Source organism: Mucilaginibacter sp., from assembly GCF_041660805.1.
Lineage (GTDB): Bacteria > Bacteroidota > Bacteroidia > Sphingobacteriales > Sphingobacteriaceae > Mucilaginibacter.
Map to the genome: position 1 here is coordinate 176,242 of NZ_JBAZVP010000001.1, position 16,393 is coordinate 192,634.

Sequence of the window (16,393 nt, forward strand, 5' to 3'; positions counted from 1 at the left end):
GTGCACAGCAGCCGTGCAGGAGGGGAGATTAAAGTATAGGTATAGGTTGATTTAGCCGGGTATTAAAACAACTTAAGTAAGGCGTCTTTACGGCTGCGCGAAACATTTACGGTAGAGCCGTCGCTCATAATTAAGTAACCACCTTCGCCGCGTACGTATCGGTTTACTTCGTTTATACTCACAATAAAAGAATGATGTACGCGAACAAAGTATGAAAAATCCTGCAGTTGCTCTTCAACGGCTTTGAGCGTACGCGATGCTAAAATCTTTCTTTTATCTTTTAGTAATATGTGCGTGTAATTATCATCTGCTTCACACAGAATGATTTGGTCTGCAGGTATTAGTTCAAAACCTTCCAGGGTTGGTATAGCAATTTTTTTGAATGTGTTGAGCCTGGGCTTCAGTCTGTCAAAAAGCATCTCAAATTGTTCAGCTTCCGGCAACTCTTTTTTGCGTTTCAGTTTATTTATTGCAGCGATCAACTCTTTTGGGTCAATTGGTTTAAGCAGATAGTCAAGCGCACTCAAACGTATCGCTTTAATGGCGTACTGATCAAAACTGGTAGTAAATATTACAGCAAACGAAACATGGCCAAGCTGCTCCAAAAGCTGAAAGCCACTAATGCCAGGCATTTGAATATCCAGGAACACTATATCAGGGCTTAAATTTAAAATAGCATCCATCCCCGTTTTTGCAGAGCTACAAGCCTGCAGTATTTGAACTTCAGGACAATATTCTTTAAGCAGAATGCCTAAAGTATCAAGGCAATGTGCTTCATCATCTACAAGGATTGCTTTAATCATAAATAACAGGTAATTTAAGTACAACCTCGGTGCCGCAAGGATTGCCGGCTATATCTACGATGTCGTTAATAACAACTGCCGGGTCCTGTGAATTTGCTTCCTGTATCATTTCAATCCGTTGTGATGTGATACCCAAACCCATTGATCTGTGAATTGGATCGGGTTTATGGGTCAGTGAGCAGGCTTTTTCGCGGCCAACACCGTCGTCCGTTATCTTCAGGTACAGAAAATCGTGCTCAACTAAAACTTCTATATGTAATTCTCCCTTTTCATCTTTATGCATCAAACCGTGCCATACAGCATTTTCTGTATAAGGTTGAATAATAAGTGGTGGAACTTTTAGCATAGATACATCAAGATCACCGTGTACTGTGATCTTGTAAGAGAAATGGTCATCAAAACGAAGTGCCTCCAGGCTAAGATACAGTGCCAGTGACTCCAACTCCTGCTCCAGTGTTATTAGTTTGCTTTGTGAGTTTTGCAATATCATCCTTACCAGCCGTGAAAACTTAGTAAGGTATTCTGAAGCCTGTACACTGTTGTTGCGTAAGATGAATCTATTGATAGAATTTAAAGAATTGAAAAGGAAATGCGGGTTCATTTGTGTGCGAAGAACCTGCATTTCAAGCTCTCCAAGTTGCTTTTTTGTTTCGAGTTTCTGAATGCGCAATTCATTCTCTACCAATTCACGCTTATGTTTCTCATTCCTTTTTTTCAAAAGCATATTTCGTACCATCACTACCCCAAAGAGCATTAGTGCCAATAAGCCAATAAATAGAAATTTTCTTTGTTGCGATGTTTGTTTCAACTCCTCCTGTTGTAGTTGCCTTTGTTTATTAAGCAGATCAATTTTTAGTTGTGCTTGTTCACGCTCGTTTGATGTTTTGTAGAAGGCGAGTTTACGGGCAGATACATCGATATCTATTTGGCTTTTTAACGCCGTATAGTTTTTTAAATACAGGTAAGCACTATCCTTATTTTGCGAGCCATCATATAATTGAAACAGCAGGAAGTTGCCATCAAGGATGTATTGTCTTGCACCGGATTGCTCGGCAGCATTCAATAATTCCCTGGTATTTTTAATGGCTGCATTAACATCACCGGTTTCCTTAAAGGTTCTTCCTAATTCCAATAACACCCGCATTGTCCAATTACGGTTATGCTCCTCTTTGAAATTTTTTAAAGCTGCATTAAGGTAAAAAAAAGCTGTATCATATTTTCTTAATTTAAGATAAACGCTACCCAAAAGAGCGTATGGCTTTGGCAGTAACTTCCTTGAGATCCCGCCGCCATCTTTGATGAATAACTTGTAATAATAGATTGCCGAATCGTACTTATTTTGCAGGTAATATGCTTCTCCAACCTTAAGATAGGAATACACCTTTAAGTCTTTGTCTCTTATTTTTGCGTAATAATCCAGAGCCGTTTCATAATCGCCTACATCTGCATAAAGTTGACCTAATGCGGCAAAAGCGTTGCCGTCGCCAAATTTCAAGGCCTTAGCGGCATATTGAAAAGATTGTTCGTATTTGCCCCGCTCTTCTTCTAATAAAGCTATTAAACTGTAAGTTCTGCCTATGCCAGTTGAATCGCGTAACTGTGTAAAAAGCTGATTGGCCTTGTTAAAGGCTTCCTTTGCCTGGTCAAATTTGCTTTGCGCCCATATTGTTTGTCCTAATAAAACGTAGGCATCTGTGAGTTGTGTGCTGTTATGTGCTTTGTTAAAAAAGGTAATCGATGTGCGACAATCTTTTTCAACTGCGGCAAAATCCCTTACCTCAAAGCCTGTTGCCGCCAGGTTATAATAAGCTTCACCGCCGCCTAACCAATAATTATCCTGATCGGCCTTCACTGCTGCTTGTAAAGCAAACGTTCGCGAAGCATGAAATATCCGTAGGTTACGGTATGCCAAACTTAAATCATTCAAACAATCGACCTGTTTTTTGCCGTTCAACCCGGGTAAAGCTTTCTTCAGGCTATCTATTTTGTTTTGCTGTGCATAACAAATGTTTTGGCAAAAAAACGCCAAAAAAGCAATAATAAACCGGCAGTAGGTTTGTAAAGGCATAAATAGTTGGTATTATAAAGTTACGCATTATTAACACTGCTGTATTATTCATGGGGGATAAATAAACAATTACAAGCCGGAATTGAGTAACTGGCAGATGGTGATGGTAGTATGCGGGAAGGGGAGGGTAGTTTACTTCAAGAGTTATTCAATTCACCGTGTTGTAATCAATTGAGCTTTATTGCTATTTATCTGTTTCAGATTGATTAACCTTACATCAGTCAACAAGTTTGAGCAGTACTTATTGCGACTTTTTTATCTCTTTAATTCAGCGAACGGTATTCATTGGGCGTTTGTCCGACACGCTTTTTGAATAGCCTGGCGAAATGCTGCGGATATTTAAATCCCAGTTCATAGGCAACCTGGTTGATAGTCTTGCTTCCGTCAAAGACCTTTTCTTTAGCCACATCAATTAATTTGGCTTGTATATACTCCTGGGCAGTTTTGCCTGTCTCTTTTTTTACCACGTCTCCAAAGTAGTTGGATGATAAATTAAGCTGTTCAGCACAATAAGTAACAGACGGCAGGCCGATGGTTTGCGGCTTTTCAGATTCAAAATATTCGTTCAGCAGGTTTTCAAATCTTTCCAAAACCCCCTGGTGCACATGGTCGCGGGTAATAAATTGCCGGTCGTAGAAACGGACGCTGTAATCCAGAAACAGTTCGATGTTAGACACGATCAGTCGTTTGCTATGTTTATCTACACCTCGTTCCAATTCATAGTCTATTTTTGAGAAACAATCCAAAACAATGTTCCTTTCACGTTCAGATAAGTGTAGTGCCTCGTTGGACTGGTAGCCAAAAAACGTAAATTCCTGGATACGCCTGCCGAGCGAAGTTCCATGTATTAAATCCGGGTGAAATGCCAGTACATGGCCCTTAGGTTGGTAGGTATCACCGTTACTGTTCGCGCCCGCTACCTGGCCTGGAGCAAGGAAAACCAGGGTTCCTTCCTGGTAATCATAAGTATCTCTTCCGTACACCAGATCGCCGCATTTTACATCTTTTAAAAAAACGATATAAAAGCCGAAATACATGCGTGACAGTTGTCGCGGGGCGGCTTTTGAGAGGTCAACTATAGTAATTAAGGGGTGTTTAGTCTCGTTGTTGTTGAATACATTGTAATCACTAATAGTGTTAAAACGGCGCATGGTATCCATAACTCATTATTTTAATTCGAATTTACGCTAATAATCAATGGATTGACACTAAGGTACTTCAAATCAGTAATAATGGTAGAAACATCCGTAAGATGTATCATATCCCGAAACAAAAAAGCTTAGCTCAAACATCTGTAATGGATGTTTGAGCTAAGCTGTTTTAGGTCTTTAATGCGTTTGGTCAGGGTACTTGCTAACCAATAATTCCGGGATATATAATTAATTGAAATATTTTTTTTAGACCTGGAAAGTAAATTACTTACGATGATTTTATCGGGAATTTGCCGAACTCAAACAACTGTTAATCAATTACCAATAAGATTTCATTCGCCTGGAAACGAGCCGTGCTCCTGATGGGGGCGTGTGTTGAGAATGATGTTATATTATTGCTTACCGCCAAATATAAGTGAATATGCTGCTGCTGTCTCACAACCTATATCCGGAAGAAAACGTATAAAAAGTCCCTGGATAATTTAAACGAAAGATTAAATATTGCATTAAAAGCACTTTATTTAATTATTAAGATTTATGAATTAATTTGAAAGCCACCCGGTGTTTCAAATAGTTCATTTCTTAATAATTAATTATTAATCTTTAATCAAAAGCAAATTTATTTCAGAAAGTTAAACACCCGCTCCAACTTAGCCGCAGTAGCTGTAGTTAAGTTAAAATTGATTTACAATTTTAGTCCTAAAGTAAATCGCATATTATGATCAGCTCACTACGAAGCATTAAGATTATAATATAAAAAACCTACCAATCAGTTGATTTAATTAATCGTTTTATGAAAATTAATTTACTTAAAATTACTGGGATATCTGTGTGTTTTTTGTTCAGTAATCCAGCATTATCAAAGAACTTAAAGTGGATAAGGCCTGAACCATTGAGCAAGTTACCAGGGTTATATTTTGCAACGCAAAAAGATGTATCGGGTACAGTTGTTGATGAAAAGAACCTGCCCGTTCCCGGAGTTACCGTTAAAAATTTGGCCACCGGAAAAGCTGTCGTAACCGACGTGAACGGACGGTTTAGTATAGAAGCCGGGGATGATGATACACTCAGCTTTTCTTTTGTTGGCTTTATAACACAAAACCAAAAAGCCGGTTCAACAAATGTGTTAAGCATTAAACTTGTTCCCTCAAGTACCAATTTGAACGAAGTAGTGGTTGTTGGTTATGGCACACAAGACCAAAACAAAATTACCTCAGCAGTAGCTCACGTAACACCTGACGAATTCAGGCAAAGCGGATCCAGAAACCCGCTTGACCTGATACAGGGAAAAGTTCCGGGGTTAAATTTAACCCGTACCAGCGGTTCCAATCCTAATAGTGGTGTTTCCGTACAATTAAGAGGAGCAGTTACCGTCACCGGTAGTTCAAGTCCTTTATATGTAATTGACGGCATTCCTTATTCAAATGCCAATATATTAGATGTTTTGCAACAAGATGACATCGCGTCGATTGACGTCCTTAAAGATGGATCTGGGGCTGCAATTTACGGAACAAGTGCTAATGCGGGCGTTATTTTAATCACCACTAAAAAAGGTAAAGAAGGCCCGCCGCAGTTTGATTATTCCACTTATTTCAGGAAAGAATATGTTCAACGAAGGCAGGATTTCCTTACGGCAGATGAATATCGGCAAAAAATTGCTGCCGGCGATATTAAGCAGCAGGACTTTGGCAGTTCAACTGATTTTTATGATCAATTGATCAATCATGATAACCTCTCTCAAAACCATAACCTGGCTTTGTCTGGAGGAACTAATAAAACCAGCTATAGAGCGAGTATTAATTATCGCGATTTACAAGGTATTGCAAGAGAAAACGGACGGAGAGAATATAACTTGAGGTTAAGTGTAGATCAAACAGGCCTTAATGACCGTTTAAAAATGCAGATAAACCTGGCAACTAACTTTAACAACGCCAATTTATTAGGCGGTGGAGGATGGGAAAGCGAGGCTACCAAAAATCCTACCCTATCTAATTTTAACCCCGATGGTAGTTACCGGTTTGATTTGACCAGCACTAATGAATATGCGCGCTTAATTCAGGAGACCAGTTACCGCAAGCAGCAAACAACTACTGCCAGTGCAAAAACTGATCTTACAATTATTGAAGGTTTAAAAGCATCTGTATTTGGCTCTGTAGTAAGGGATAGTTATTTGGATGGACAATACCGGCTTAAAGCAAGTGAAAACTCTGTTGAAAATACAGACTTTCCAAGAGGTGGATATGCTTACAGAGGCACCTCGTTATACCAGGATTTTGCCCTTGAGCCAACCTTACAATATAATAGGATATTTGCTAAAAAGCATAATCTTACAGCTTTGGCAGGTTACAGTTACCGTTATCATATAGAAGAGGGTGCAAGCGCATCTAACCGGGGCTTTATAAATGATCTTTTTCATGAGGATAATCTTGCCCAGGGATCTGCCCTTGCACTCGGAAAAGCATCAATGGGAAGTTTCAAAAATGATAATACACTCATTGCACTTTTTGGGCGGTTAAATTATGCCTATAATGATAAATACCTCTTGCAATTTATTATTAGAAGAGAAGGGTCTTCCAGATTTGGGGACAACAACAAGTTTGGATATTTCCCTGCGGTTTCTGCGGGATGGAATGTGAAACAAGAAAGCTTTATGCAGGATGTTGCTTTTGTTAACTACCTGAAGTTAAGAGTGGGCTATGGTGTAACCGGCAACAGCGGGTTTTCAAATAATGCGTCACGGGTTACCCTGGGCGGCGGCGGCCGGTACTTATATCCCGATGGTCAGTATCTGGAAACCTATGGGCCTAACAGAAACCCCAACCCAAACCTCAAATGGGAAACTAAAAGAGAGTTAAACATTGGATTGGATTTTACTTTATTAAACAACCGGCTGTCGGGCACGCTTGACTTGTTCAATCGTACAACCAAAGATCTGTTAGACACTTACACATCTCCGCAGCCGCCATTTATCCAATCCAGCATATATACCAATGTTGGTACAATATCATCTAAAGGTATAGAGCTTGGATTGAGTTACGCGGCCATTAAAACTCAGAATTTTAGATGGAGCGCTGATGCAACCTTTAGTACGTTAAGAAATAAACTTGATTCTTACTCCAATGATCAGTATAAGGTTTTATATAAAACCTTTGGCGGAATTGGAGGGGCAGGGGCATTGGGTGATGCCATAACTACTTATGAGGGTGGCAACCTTGGCGAATTCTGGGGTAAACGGTTTGCAGGCTTTACGGCCGACGGTAAGTGGCTTTTTTATAACCGAAATGGCGAAAAAGTAACAAACGATGTAATTAATAATTCTAAAGATCGGAACGTAACTGATCTGGCAATGCTTGGTAACGCAATACCCAAATACTATGCCTCACTAACAAATAGTTTTGTGTACAAGAACTTTGATCTTAGAATATTTTTAAGGGGCAAGTTTGACTTTGATGTTTTAAATACCACTGCGCTTTCTTATGCAAACAAAACCTGGAGCGGAAATTTGTTGCAAAGTACGTTTAGCAAATACAGTCAAATAAACGACACTTATCAGTATTCAGATTATTATATAGAAAGCGGCACCTATGTGAAGCTGGATGAGGTAACATTAGGTTACAATTTCAAGTTCAAAACCAAACTGATTCGTGGGATACGTTTATATGTAACGGGCCAAAACCTGGCAACCTTTAGCGGGTACACAGGCAGCGACCCTGATTTTATACAGGACACAGGTACAGGGCCTGGTGTAGATAACAGGGGGGCGTACCCAAGTACACGGACATTTTTAATAGGCTTGAATTGTGGATTTTAAAATCAAGAAAATGAAAAACCAAACATTCAGATATATAGCACTTATTTTAATATTATGTACTACAGCATGCAAAAAGCAGCTGGAAGAACATGCATATGATCAATTATTAACTGATAATTTCTACAACAATAAAACGGAGGTGTTATCTGCCGTATTGCGGCCTTATACACATGCGAATGCATGGGTCACCCCATCAGGGCAGGATGGCTGGTGGAGACCGGCGGAGCTTTCAGGAGACCAACTGGCCTGGCCTACAAAAGGGAGGCACGGAGAGGATGGCGGTAAGTGGAAAAGGTTTCATTACCACACCTGGACAACCGACGAGGGCGGATTAAACAACGCATGGTCGCTTATGTTCTGGGGAATGGGTTTATGTAATGACCCCATTGAAAATATCGGGAAAAGAGATATCGCAGCCATGGGGATTACACAAACTGAAAAGGATTCTTACATTGCTGAACTCAAATTGCTAAGGGCTTTCCATTATTTGAAACTGATGGACCTTTTTGGTAATATTCCCGTAGTCACTCAGGTTGGTACTCCGGCCAAGCCCGAGACCTTACCAAGAGCCGAGGTTTTTAAATTTGTTGAAAGTGAAATAAAACAAAACATTGACAAGGCTCCCAAATTATCACGCGGAATGTTAGGCCGCATGTCTCAGGCAGGGGCTTACGCCATGCTGGTTGAGCTCTACTTAAATGCTGAAGTATGGACAGGTACTCCAAGATGGGACGATTGTATTGCCGCCGCAGATAAACTCATAAACAATGATGGCGGCGGGCAGAATGGCCCTATGGCGCTGGATCCGAATATTATTGATCAATTCAAAACCACAAATGATTTATCCAAAGAAGTGATATTCTCAATTGCCTATGATTATAAGGTTGCTAATTTTGAGCCATCATGGCCGGGAGAATTTTTTCACTTTAAACAGCAGGAAATATATGGTGGCGGGCGTAATGGTAACGATGGAATTGTTGTAATTCCGGGTGTTTATACAACTTACGATGCGGCCGACCTGCGCAGATCAAATTGGCTGTTAATGGGGCCCATGGTTAAATTCACTGATGGCAAAACACCTGTTCTTGCATCTGAAGAATACAATGGGCAACAGTTGGTATTTGTAGATAATATTCAAAAAAACAAAGCGGGTTCTACCTTATCTAGTATGAGTGAGGGTGAAGAGAACAGTGGCGTGCGCTTCAATAAGTATAAACTCGGCAATCAATTTCCCGGGCCTGGAGGAGTGCCTGGAATAGATCCGAATTATAATAATACTGACTGGAATATTTACCGGTTAACCTGGATCTATTTTGCAAAAGCAGAAGCCATTATGCGTAAAAATGGCGGTACTGCAAATGCTGTCGCTGTGCAGTTAATTAACGACTGTAAAAAACGTGCTTTTTCTGACGCGGATTGGGCTACTAGGGCTTATACCCCGGCAACCCTTACGCTTGATGAACTGCTGGCAGAAAGGGGCAGGGAATTTATCTTTGAAGGCTTTAGAAGGGATGATTTGATACGTTTCGGGAAATTCGCCACAGGAAGCTGGTGGGATCATACGCCAACTAATCCAAACAAGGCTCTTTATCCTATACCGCAGCGACAACGGGATCTAAATTCAAATTTGCAACAGAACCCGGGATATTAATAAAAAAATAATAACAGAAAGCTAAGGTGCCATGTAAGTGGCACCTTAGCTTTTTTGATACTAATATTTACATTCCAGTAATCAACAAGGGGCCGAATATTGCCCTGTTCAACATGCCGGGCCCTATCCGTCTGTTTCTGATAACACGGTAGGAACATCGTCTCCATTATTGAGTTGTAGCCTTATAATAAGAGGAGCACGCCCGCTGTAAATAAACTAAAGAAGCTTTTGTTCTATTGGATAATAGATAATTGAAAAGCGTTTGCTTTAACACTCACAGCTTCGGTTTTATTGCTATAACTTTTTTACAAACACCCCCCTTTTGAATAAACTTATTATGTTTTATATTGCCCCGCTCTGATCTAAACAATATCAACTATGTTAAAACTTTCCTTTACACTGTTTTTTGTCCTCATCTTTTTAGTAACTGTTAAATATTTTGCCGGTGCTGATGGAAAAGACCATACACCGGTTACGGGTGTTGATTCGGCTCATACGCGCATGCAAACTCCGCCTGTTCAATTGAAAAAGCTTTCAGGATGGCCTGACGGTTTAACGGTAACCACGTTTGCCGGGCCGGAGCTTACACCAAGCCCTGCCTGTATCGCGGCGGCACCAACCGGCGAAGTTTACGTTGGTGTAGATATGATGGGCTCATTGGGAAAAGCGCCCGGAAAAGGAAGGATTTTAAGATTGGTTGATAAGGATAACGATGGCAAAATAGATGGACATACCGAATTTGCCCGTGTCGATAATCCCAGAGGGATTTTTGTATTGGATGATAAAGTTTTTGTTCTGCATACCATATTCTCGAAAGAGACAGAAAAGGCAACAGGTATGGATCTGGTGGTATTTGAAGACAAGGATCATGATGGGGTAGCTGATGGGCCTTCCAAGCCGGTTGTTGAACACCTAAGTAACCCAAATATGCTTGCGGATAGGGGAACAGATCATGCAACCAACGGTATTCGTATGGGTATTGACGGTTGGATCTATATTGCCGTGGGCGATTTTGGTTTTCATGATGCCATTGACCGCTCAGGGAAAAAACTGACCATGCTGGGTGGTGGTATTGTACGGGTAAGGCCTGATGGGACGGAAATGGAAATTTTTTCGCACGGCACACGGAATATTTACGACGTAGCGATAGACCCTTATATGAATATTTTTACAAGGGATAATACAAACGATGGCGGCGGCTGGAATATTCGTTTTTCGCACCATATCCAGTCGGGAGAATACGGCTATCCGGTGTTATTTCAGCATTTTACCGATGAGATACTGCCTGCACTGGCAGACCTGGGAGGGGGATCGGGCACGGGCGCGTTATTTATGGATGAACCCACCTGGCCCGAAAAATACAACCATGTGCCAATGATGGCAGACTGGGGAAGAAACGAGCTTTATATTCACCGCGTTACTCCTGATGGTGCCAGCTTTACGCAAAAGCAGGAGGATTTTATCCAGCTGCCGCAAATTACGGATCTGGATGTTGACGGATCAGGAAGGCTTTACTTATCTGCATGGGATGGCGCAGGCTATTCAGGCGACCCGGCCAAAGGATACGTTGTAAGGGCAGTGCCCGCCGGTTGGACGTATAAGGCGTTCCCTAACCTCAAAGCCACATCAGTTAAAGACTTAGCCGCTATGCTTACTTCAGGCAGTGCTGTGGCCCGCCTGTATGCCTCTCAGGAACTTATTTTGCGCCCTGCCGGAGAAGCTGGTAAAGTGGCGCTCGGTATAGCATCAGATACCACATTGCCATTATTTGCCCGTGTGGCAGGATTATACACCTATACGCAAATAGCAGGGGATAGCGGCATACCTGCCCTGGTGCAGCTTTTCGAAGAAAGCGCACTACGGGAATTTGCGTTGAAGGCTTTGGCTGACAGGAAAGGCCGCCTTGAAAATGTACCGATAGAACCGTTCTTAAAAGGTCTTAAAGATCAGTCTGAGCGTGTACAGGCAGCTGCTATAATTGGCCTGGGGCGATTAGGCAGGATAGAGGCTGCCAAGTCATTACTGCAAACACATGTCCCGGCATCTTTTGTTGCCCCGGCCAAAGGTACTGAAGGAGCTCATGCTACTCCTAATTCTGGCATAATTCCTGCCCATTTAGCAGTTCGGGCACTTGTAGGCCTCAACGCGGTGAGTGCTTGCGTTAATGCAATAGGGACTGAAAACTCAACACTGGCGCTTTGGGCCCTCAGAAACATGCATGATGCAAAGGCCGTGGACGGTTTAATATCGGCCTATCAACAAGCTAAGACTCAAAGCCTAAAAAAGCAAATACTGATAACACTTGCCAGGCTTTACAAAAAAGAAGCCCCTTATGATGGCTCCTGGTGGTGGAGTACCCGGCCAGATTCGCATGGCCCATATTATAAGGCGGTTATTTGGGAGTCTTCTCCCAAGATCCGTACGTTTCTGACAAAGGAGCGTAGCAAAGCGACAACAACGGGCAAACAGTTCTATGCTGATTTGAACGCGCGCAACCAAATGACAATTACTGCGTTTGGCGGAGAAGAAAAACCACCCGTAGCTAAAGAAGCTAAAGTCGACCTTGAAAAGATCCGGAATAAAAAAGGGCAGATTGGGAAATCTTCTATTGAAGATGTAATGCTGGCCATCGCAAAAATTAAGGGAGATCCGTTTAAAGGTAAAGCACTTTTTTCTCAGCAGGGTTGCGTCGCCTGTCACAGTATTAAGCGTGGTGAAAAACAGAAAGGACCTTTTATGGGACAGATAGGGTCTATTATGACCCGGCAGCAAATTGCCGAATCGGTTCTTAAGCCGAACGCATCTATCTCTCAGGGGTTTGCCACGGTGATGATATCAGCGAAGGGAAATAAGAGTTATATGGGCTTCATCACTGAAGAATCTGCCCAAAAGATTGTTATGCGCAATATAGTAGGGGATGTTTTTACTATTAAAACCGCGGATATTATTTCACGAAAGGAAATGAAAAATTCGATGATGCCTACTGGCCTGGCCAGCGCATTGTCTTATGAAGAGTTTGCATCGCTTGTAACCTTTCTGTCTCAGCAAAAAAATTAACCGTTTAGCGGTATATAAATAATCTAAAACAATAATGGCCGGTTAACTTTTTTAAGCTTTAAGATAAAGTTAACCTGCCTTTCTAAATGGCCGGTTAAACTGTCCCATTCAGAAAAACGTTCTTTACCAAGTAGTATTTGATTGGTTTCTGTATTCCAGTAACCGCCATCTGATGGAAGTTTTGATGATTCGGCAACCTGGATGCTAATTACCTGCTGGCTCAGTTTATCGTAAAAGGAAATGGTATGTTTTGATGGCACTGGCGGCGATTGTTTAAGTTTTATTTTGCATCATTAAGCCAAACAACTTTTTGCTCTGACTCATGTGGCTGGGCAATGATCTCACTATACAAATGAGGGCGGCGGGCTTGAATATACCGGTAGCCGCCTGCATCGGTAAGTTTATCGGGAGTGGCGGTAGCAATAGCAATATCGTCATCAAATGTGCGGCATTCAGCAATAATATCTCCGAATGGATCAAGTATCATAGAGCAACCATTCTTTAGCTGATCATCGTCCATACCAATTGGGTTAGAGAATACGGCATAAATGGCATTATCATATGCACGCGCGGGCAGCCATTTCATTAACCAGGCACGGCCTTTTAATCCGTCAAACTCCTGTCGCAAGGTGGTTGGGTCTGCTTCGCGGTTTTGCCAAAGCTCCGGATCTACAAAACCGGCCCCCGGCCGGGTAGAGGGTGTACACATGGTTACATGCGGCATAAACACAATATCTGCACCCAGTAGTTTTACAGCCCTTACATTTTCTATGATATTGTTATCGTAACAGATCAGGATACTGCAATTCCAGCCATGAATATCAAATACCACATATTCATTCCCCGGTGTAAGGTGCGGATTTATAAAAGGGTGAAGCTTGCGGTATTTAGCAACAAGCCCATTTTTATCCACACAAACGTATGCCTTAAATAAATTATCATCAAGGTCTTTTTCAAACAAGCCGGCGAGAATAGTTATGTTTAATTCGGAGGCTATCTCCGTAAGATTTTTAATGCTCGGGCCATCAGGAATAAATTCGGCTACTTTAAGCATCTGCTGCTTGTTCAGTTTGCGGGCAAATGTATACCCGGTTATTGAGCATTCATGAAAAGCCACAACCTGTGCTCCCTTTGCAGCTGCTTTTGCAGATAATTTTTTTATTGCCGATAAATTATAAGCTTTATCTCCGCTTTTATGCTCGAATTGTGCTGTCGCTATCTTTAGGTTTTCCATTTAAAAAGCATGTATGTAAATATAACGCTTAAAGTATGCTTTTACTATCAAAGCATAAGACCCAAACATATTAGGAATTGCATTTTTTACATATACAGGCAGAAAAAAGACAAATCAATTATTTGAATTGCCTTAATTTATATTGCCGTAAATTCATCAACAGCTGTTCGCCAGTTTATATAGTTGTTGTTTTGCGTTGCCTTGTAAATAACCTTTAAATAATCAGGTTGAAAATAAGCAGCTAATGAGAACACCCCAATACCGTTTATTGGCTCAAATAAGGTACCGGGAGCATAGCCTTTTTCATTGTTTTTTGCACGTTTTTGATCAAACGGAACTGTGCTTTTCACAAACTCCGGGTGTGTTTTTTCACCCGTCATAAAAGGTGTCATATAATCAACACACTTTTTTATAGATGAGCCGTTGGCGGTTTGCCAGATAAAATAATTTTTACCCGTTGCCCTGTAAATAGCAATACAAGCCGATAGCAACGGTTCCAGATCATAAGTATGGTAGTGAAAAGCATCACGCTCAATAAGATCATGCGTGGTGCCATCAGGGTTCAAGTTAACGTTCAGTTGTTTTTCAAGCTCGTCTTTAATAATATTATCGTACTTGCTATCATGTAAAGTGTAAGCGATAAGCGTTATCATTTTAATACGATGCGAATTCCAGTTGTTAATGGCTGTACCCTTGCCCGGTTTGGCAGATTGGCTGTTAACTTCCGCTTCGGCAATGCTACGCATCCAGTCATCTATCAGCGCCCTGTCATCCGGTTTTATATCGTTCCTTACCAGATCATATGCGGTAACCATGTCTTCCAGTTTGGTTTCGTTAATGGGGTCTCCGCTGGCTTTATTTACTTTTGCCCAGGCCATAAGAAATTCGGTAGCCTTATTCAAATATTCCTTTTTGCCCGAGTACCTATATGCCAGTGCCAACGCATAACTTTTATAAGCATCTTCAACAGCTTTTAAGCTGGCGGTTTTCCTGGGGTCGCCGGCCAATATGCCCTGTGATAATATCTCGGTAATAGGGTTTGCTGTTTCTGTCAGGGCACGTTCTGCTGCCTTTTGATACGGTTCAAATGCTTTTTGATACTTTACATCCCTGTTAATTGTTTTACGCATTAACGCAACCTCATTTTTATTAAGGCTTATAATTTGTGCTTTACCACAAATCGCGGTTGCCAGTAGTCCCAAAAAACATATGAATTTTTTCATGCAGGTATTAGTATAATTTTATTTCCAATTTAAACCGTGTAGTTCAGCCAAAACTTTTAATCGCCCAATATTATCTTTATCTGATACATATACTGATACTGAGCTTTTTAGTTTAGCTGCGATGAGATGATGGGTATTTATAACATCTGGCAATGTGGATGCAGTTAGTGAACTTATATCCTGGGTCTTTTCTTTTTGACGGGTGTGATGGGTCCCTGAACTTTTTCATAGCGTGGCGGCGTTGTTTGCGGCGGGTCAGCTAAATTGACACTTAATTGCCTTTTCCCTAGCTGCATCCCATCCAATGCTGCAATAGCGGCAATAGCACCTTCTTCATCTGTTATTTCCAGAAACGCATAACCTTTGCATATGCGCGTAGCCTTATCACGCACAATCTTAATTGTACTTACTTCCCCATATGGGCTAACCAGCCTGACGAGGTCTATTTCTTCCATTTCCAGCGGAAATCCCCCGACGAATATCTTAACCATAAATTTAATTTATCAATGCAAATATAAGTACTGAAAACGATGAAAGATGCGCGCCATTATGGGATAGGACTTTTCCTGGTGATTATTTCGCCGTATTTTATATAAAAAAATGATCGGAGAGCTTAGTATGAAAATAGAGGTTCTGATAAGAAATGGAAAAGATTGATCTTTTATATTTAAATAAAGATAGAATGATTTTATTAACTGCCATCTTTCAGGCTTATGTTATTGTTTAATTTAATTTTAACCTTTCTTGAATCTGTTACGCTAATCTGTTTTTTTTTGTAATTAAGCAACTATATTTATTGAGCTGAACATGCTGCCAGCAAAGGCCAATTGTAAAAATATACATGCCGAGGTGTTGAATAACTCATTTGCATTTTTAACGCTTTCTAGCAAACTTTTTGTAAGCGCCTGGTTGTACTTTTCTAATAAATTACAATATTTATCCTTCCAGTCATTAATATCTAACTGCTGTTTTATATAAGTCGGTTTTTGAATCAGATCAAATTGCTCTGGTAAAAATAGTTCAGGAAATTCTACAGAGAAATCATGTCGTATAATTCTTCCGATATGAAATATAATATCGCATTTTAATTGAGGTTGTTTGAACCAGTTGTATATGGTTCTTCTATTAACCTTCAATGATTTAGCTAAGTCGCTGAGATTATATCCATTGCGACGAATCAGGTACTCAACAATTTGACCGTGATGTTTCATTGTTTTGTTATTGGGGGTTAAAGTAGCTCAATTAACCAGCCAAATAATATAAAATTAATAAAAAACGGACCTAAATCTTCCAATAATATGATTTAACGCAAATATAAGTCACCTAATTGTAATTTCGATAAAATATTTAATTAGTACAATTTGGCTTTAAGATGGGTATAATATAACCCATATA

11 protein-coding genes are annotated in these 16,393 nt (G+C 40.7%); 3 read left to right on the forward strand and 8 right to left on the reverse strand.

The features are described from left to right. Positions 1-62 precede the first annotated feature (62 nt). The 3 genes from WC743_RS00910 to WC743_RS00920 form a co-directional block, all read right to left on the reverse strand. A complete protein-coding gene (locus tag WC743_RS00910) occupies positions 63-803 on the reverse strand; it encodes a LytR/AlgR family response regulator transcription factor (protein ID WP_373009837.1) in 741 nt (246 codons plus the stop codon). Beyond that, positions 796-2,871: a histidine kinase gene (locus WC743_RS00915; protein ID WP_373009838.1), complete on the reverse strand. Its 2,076-nt coding sequence runs from the start codon at positions 2,869-2,871 to the stop codon at positions 796-798. The genes WC743_RS00910 and WC743_RS00915 overlap by 8 nt, the downstream gene beginning before the upstream one ends. A 263-nt stretch (positions 2,872-3,134) precedes the next feature. Further along, positions 3,135-4,031, reverse strand: a complete 897-nt coding sequence (locus WC743_RS00920) for a helix-turn-helix domain-containing protein (RefSeq protein WP_373009839.1) — start codon at positions 4,029-4,031, stop codon at positions 3,135-3,137. Positions 4,032-4,914: 883 nt separating this feature from the next. On the opposite strand from WC743_RS00920, the gene WC743_RS00925 reads away from it, so the two are divergent. The 3 genes from WC743_RS00925 to WC743_RS00935 all read left to right on the forward strand — a co-directional run bounded on the left by WC743_RS00925 (position 4,915) and on the right by WC743_RS00935 (position 12,541). Further along, entirely contained in the window at positions 4,915-7,833 is a 2,919-nt protein-coding gene (locus WC743_RS00925) for a SusC/RagA family TonB-linked outer membrane protein (protein WP_373009840.1), read from the forward strand. Positions 7,834-7,843: 10 nt separating this feature from the next. Continuing rightward, a complete protein-coding gene (locus WC743_RS00930; RefSeq protein WP_373009841.1) occupies positions 7,844-9,484 on the forward strand; it encodes a RagB/SusD family nutrient uptake outer membrane protein in 1,641 nt (546 codons plus the stop codon). 378 nt (positions 9,485-9,862) lie between these two features. After that, a complete protein-coding gene (locus WC743_RS00935) occupies positions 9,863-12,541 on the forward strand; it encodes a c-type cytochrome (RefSeq protein WP_373009842.1) in 2,679 nt (892 codons plus the stop codon). A gap of 23 nt (positions 12,542-12,564) precedes the next feature. Here the strand turns inward: WC743_RS00935 and WC743_RS00940 are convergent, their stop codons facing one another. The 5 genes from WC743_RS00940 to WC743_RS00960 all read right to left on the reverse strand — a co-directional run bounded on the left by WC743_RS00940 (position 12,565) and on the right by WC743_RS00960 (position 16,209). After that, on the reverse strand, positions 12,565-12,801 hold the full coding sequence (locus WC743_RS00940; protein ID WP_373009843.1) for a hypothetical protein: 237 nt from the start codon (positions 12,799-12,801) through the stop codon (positions 12,565-12,567). Positions 12,802-12,821: 20 nt separating this feature from the next. Continuing rightward, entirely contained in the window at positions 12,822-13,775 is a 954-nt protein-coding gene (locus WC743_RS00945; RefSeq protein ID WP_373009844.1) for a nitrilase family protein, read from the reverse strand. A 137-nt stretch (positions 13,776-13,912) separates the two neighbouring features. Beyond that, positions 13,913-14,998 (reverse strand): alginate lyase family protein, encoded by a 1,086-nt coding sequence (locus WC743_RS00950; RefSeq protein ID WP_373009845.1) that lies wholly within the window; start codon positions 14,996-14,998, stop codon positions 13,913-13,915. Between the two features lie 173 nt (positions 14,999-15,171). Next, the gene (locus tag WC743_RS00955) at positions 15,172-15,489 is read right to left on the reverse strand and encodes an RNA recognition motif domain-containing protein (RefSeq protein ID WP_373009846.1); all 318 of its coding nucleotides are present in this window, start codon (positions 15,487-15,489) and stop codon (positions 15,172-15,174) included. A 288-nt stretch (positions 15,490-15,777) separates the two neighbouring features. Continuing rightward, the gene (locus WC743_RS00960) at positions 15,778-16,209 is read right to left on the reverse strand and encodes a hypothetical protein (protein WP_373009847.1); all 432 of its coding nucleotides are present in this window, start codon (positions 16,207-16,209) and stop codon (positions 15,778-15,780) included. Between the last annotated feature and the right edge of the window lie 184 nt (positions 16,210-16,393).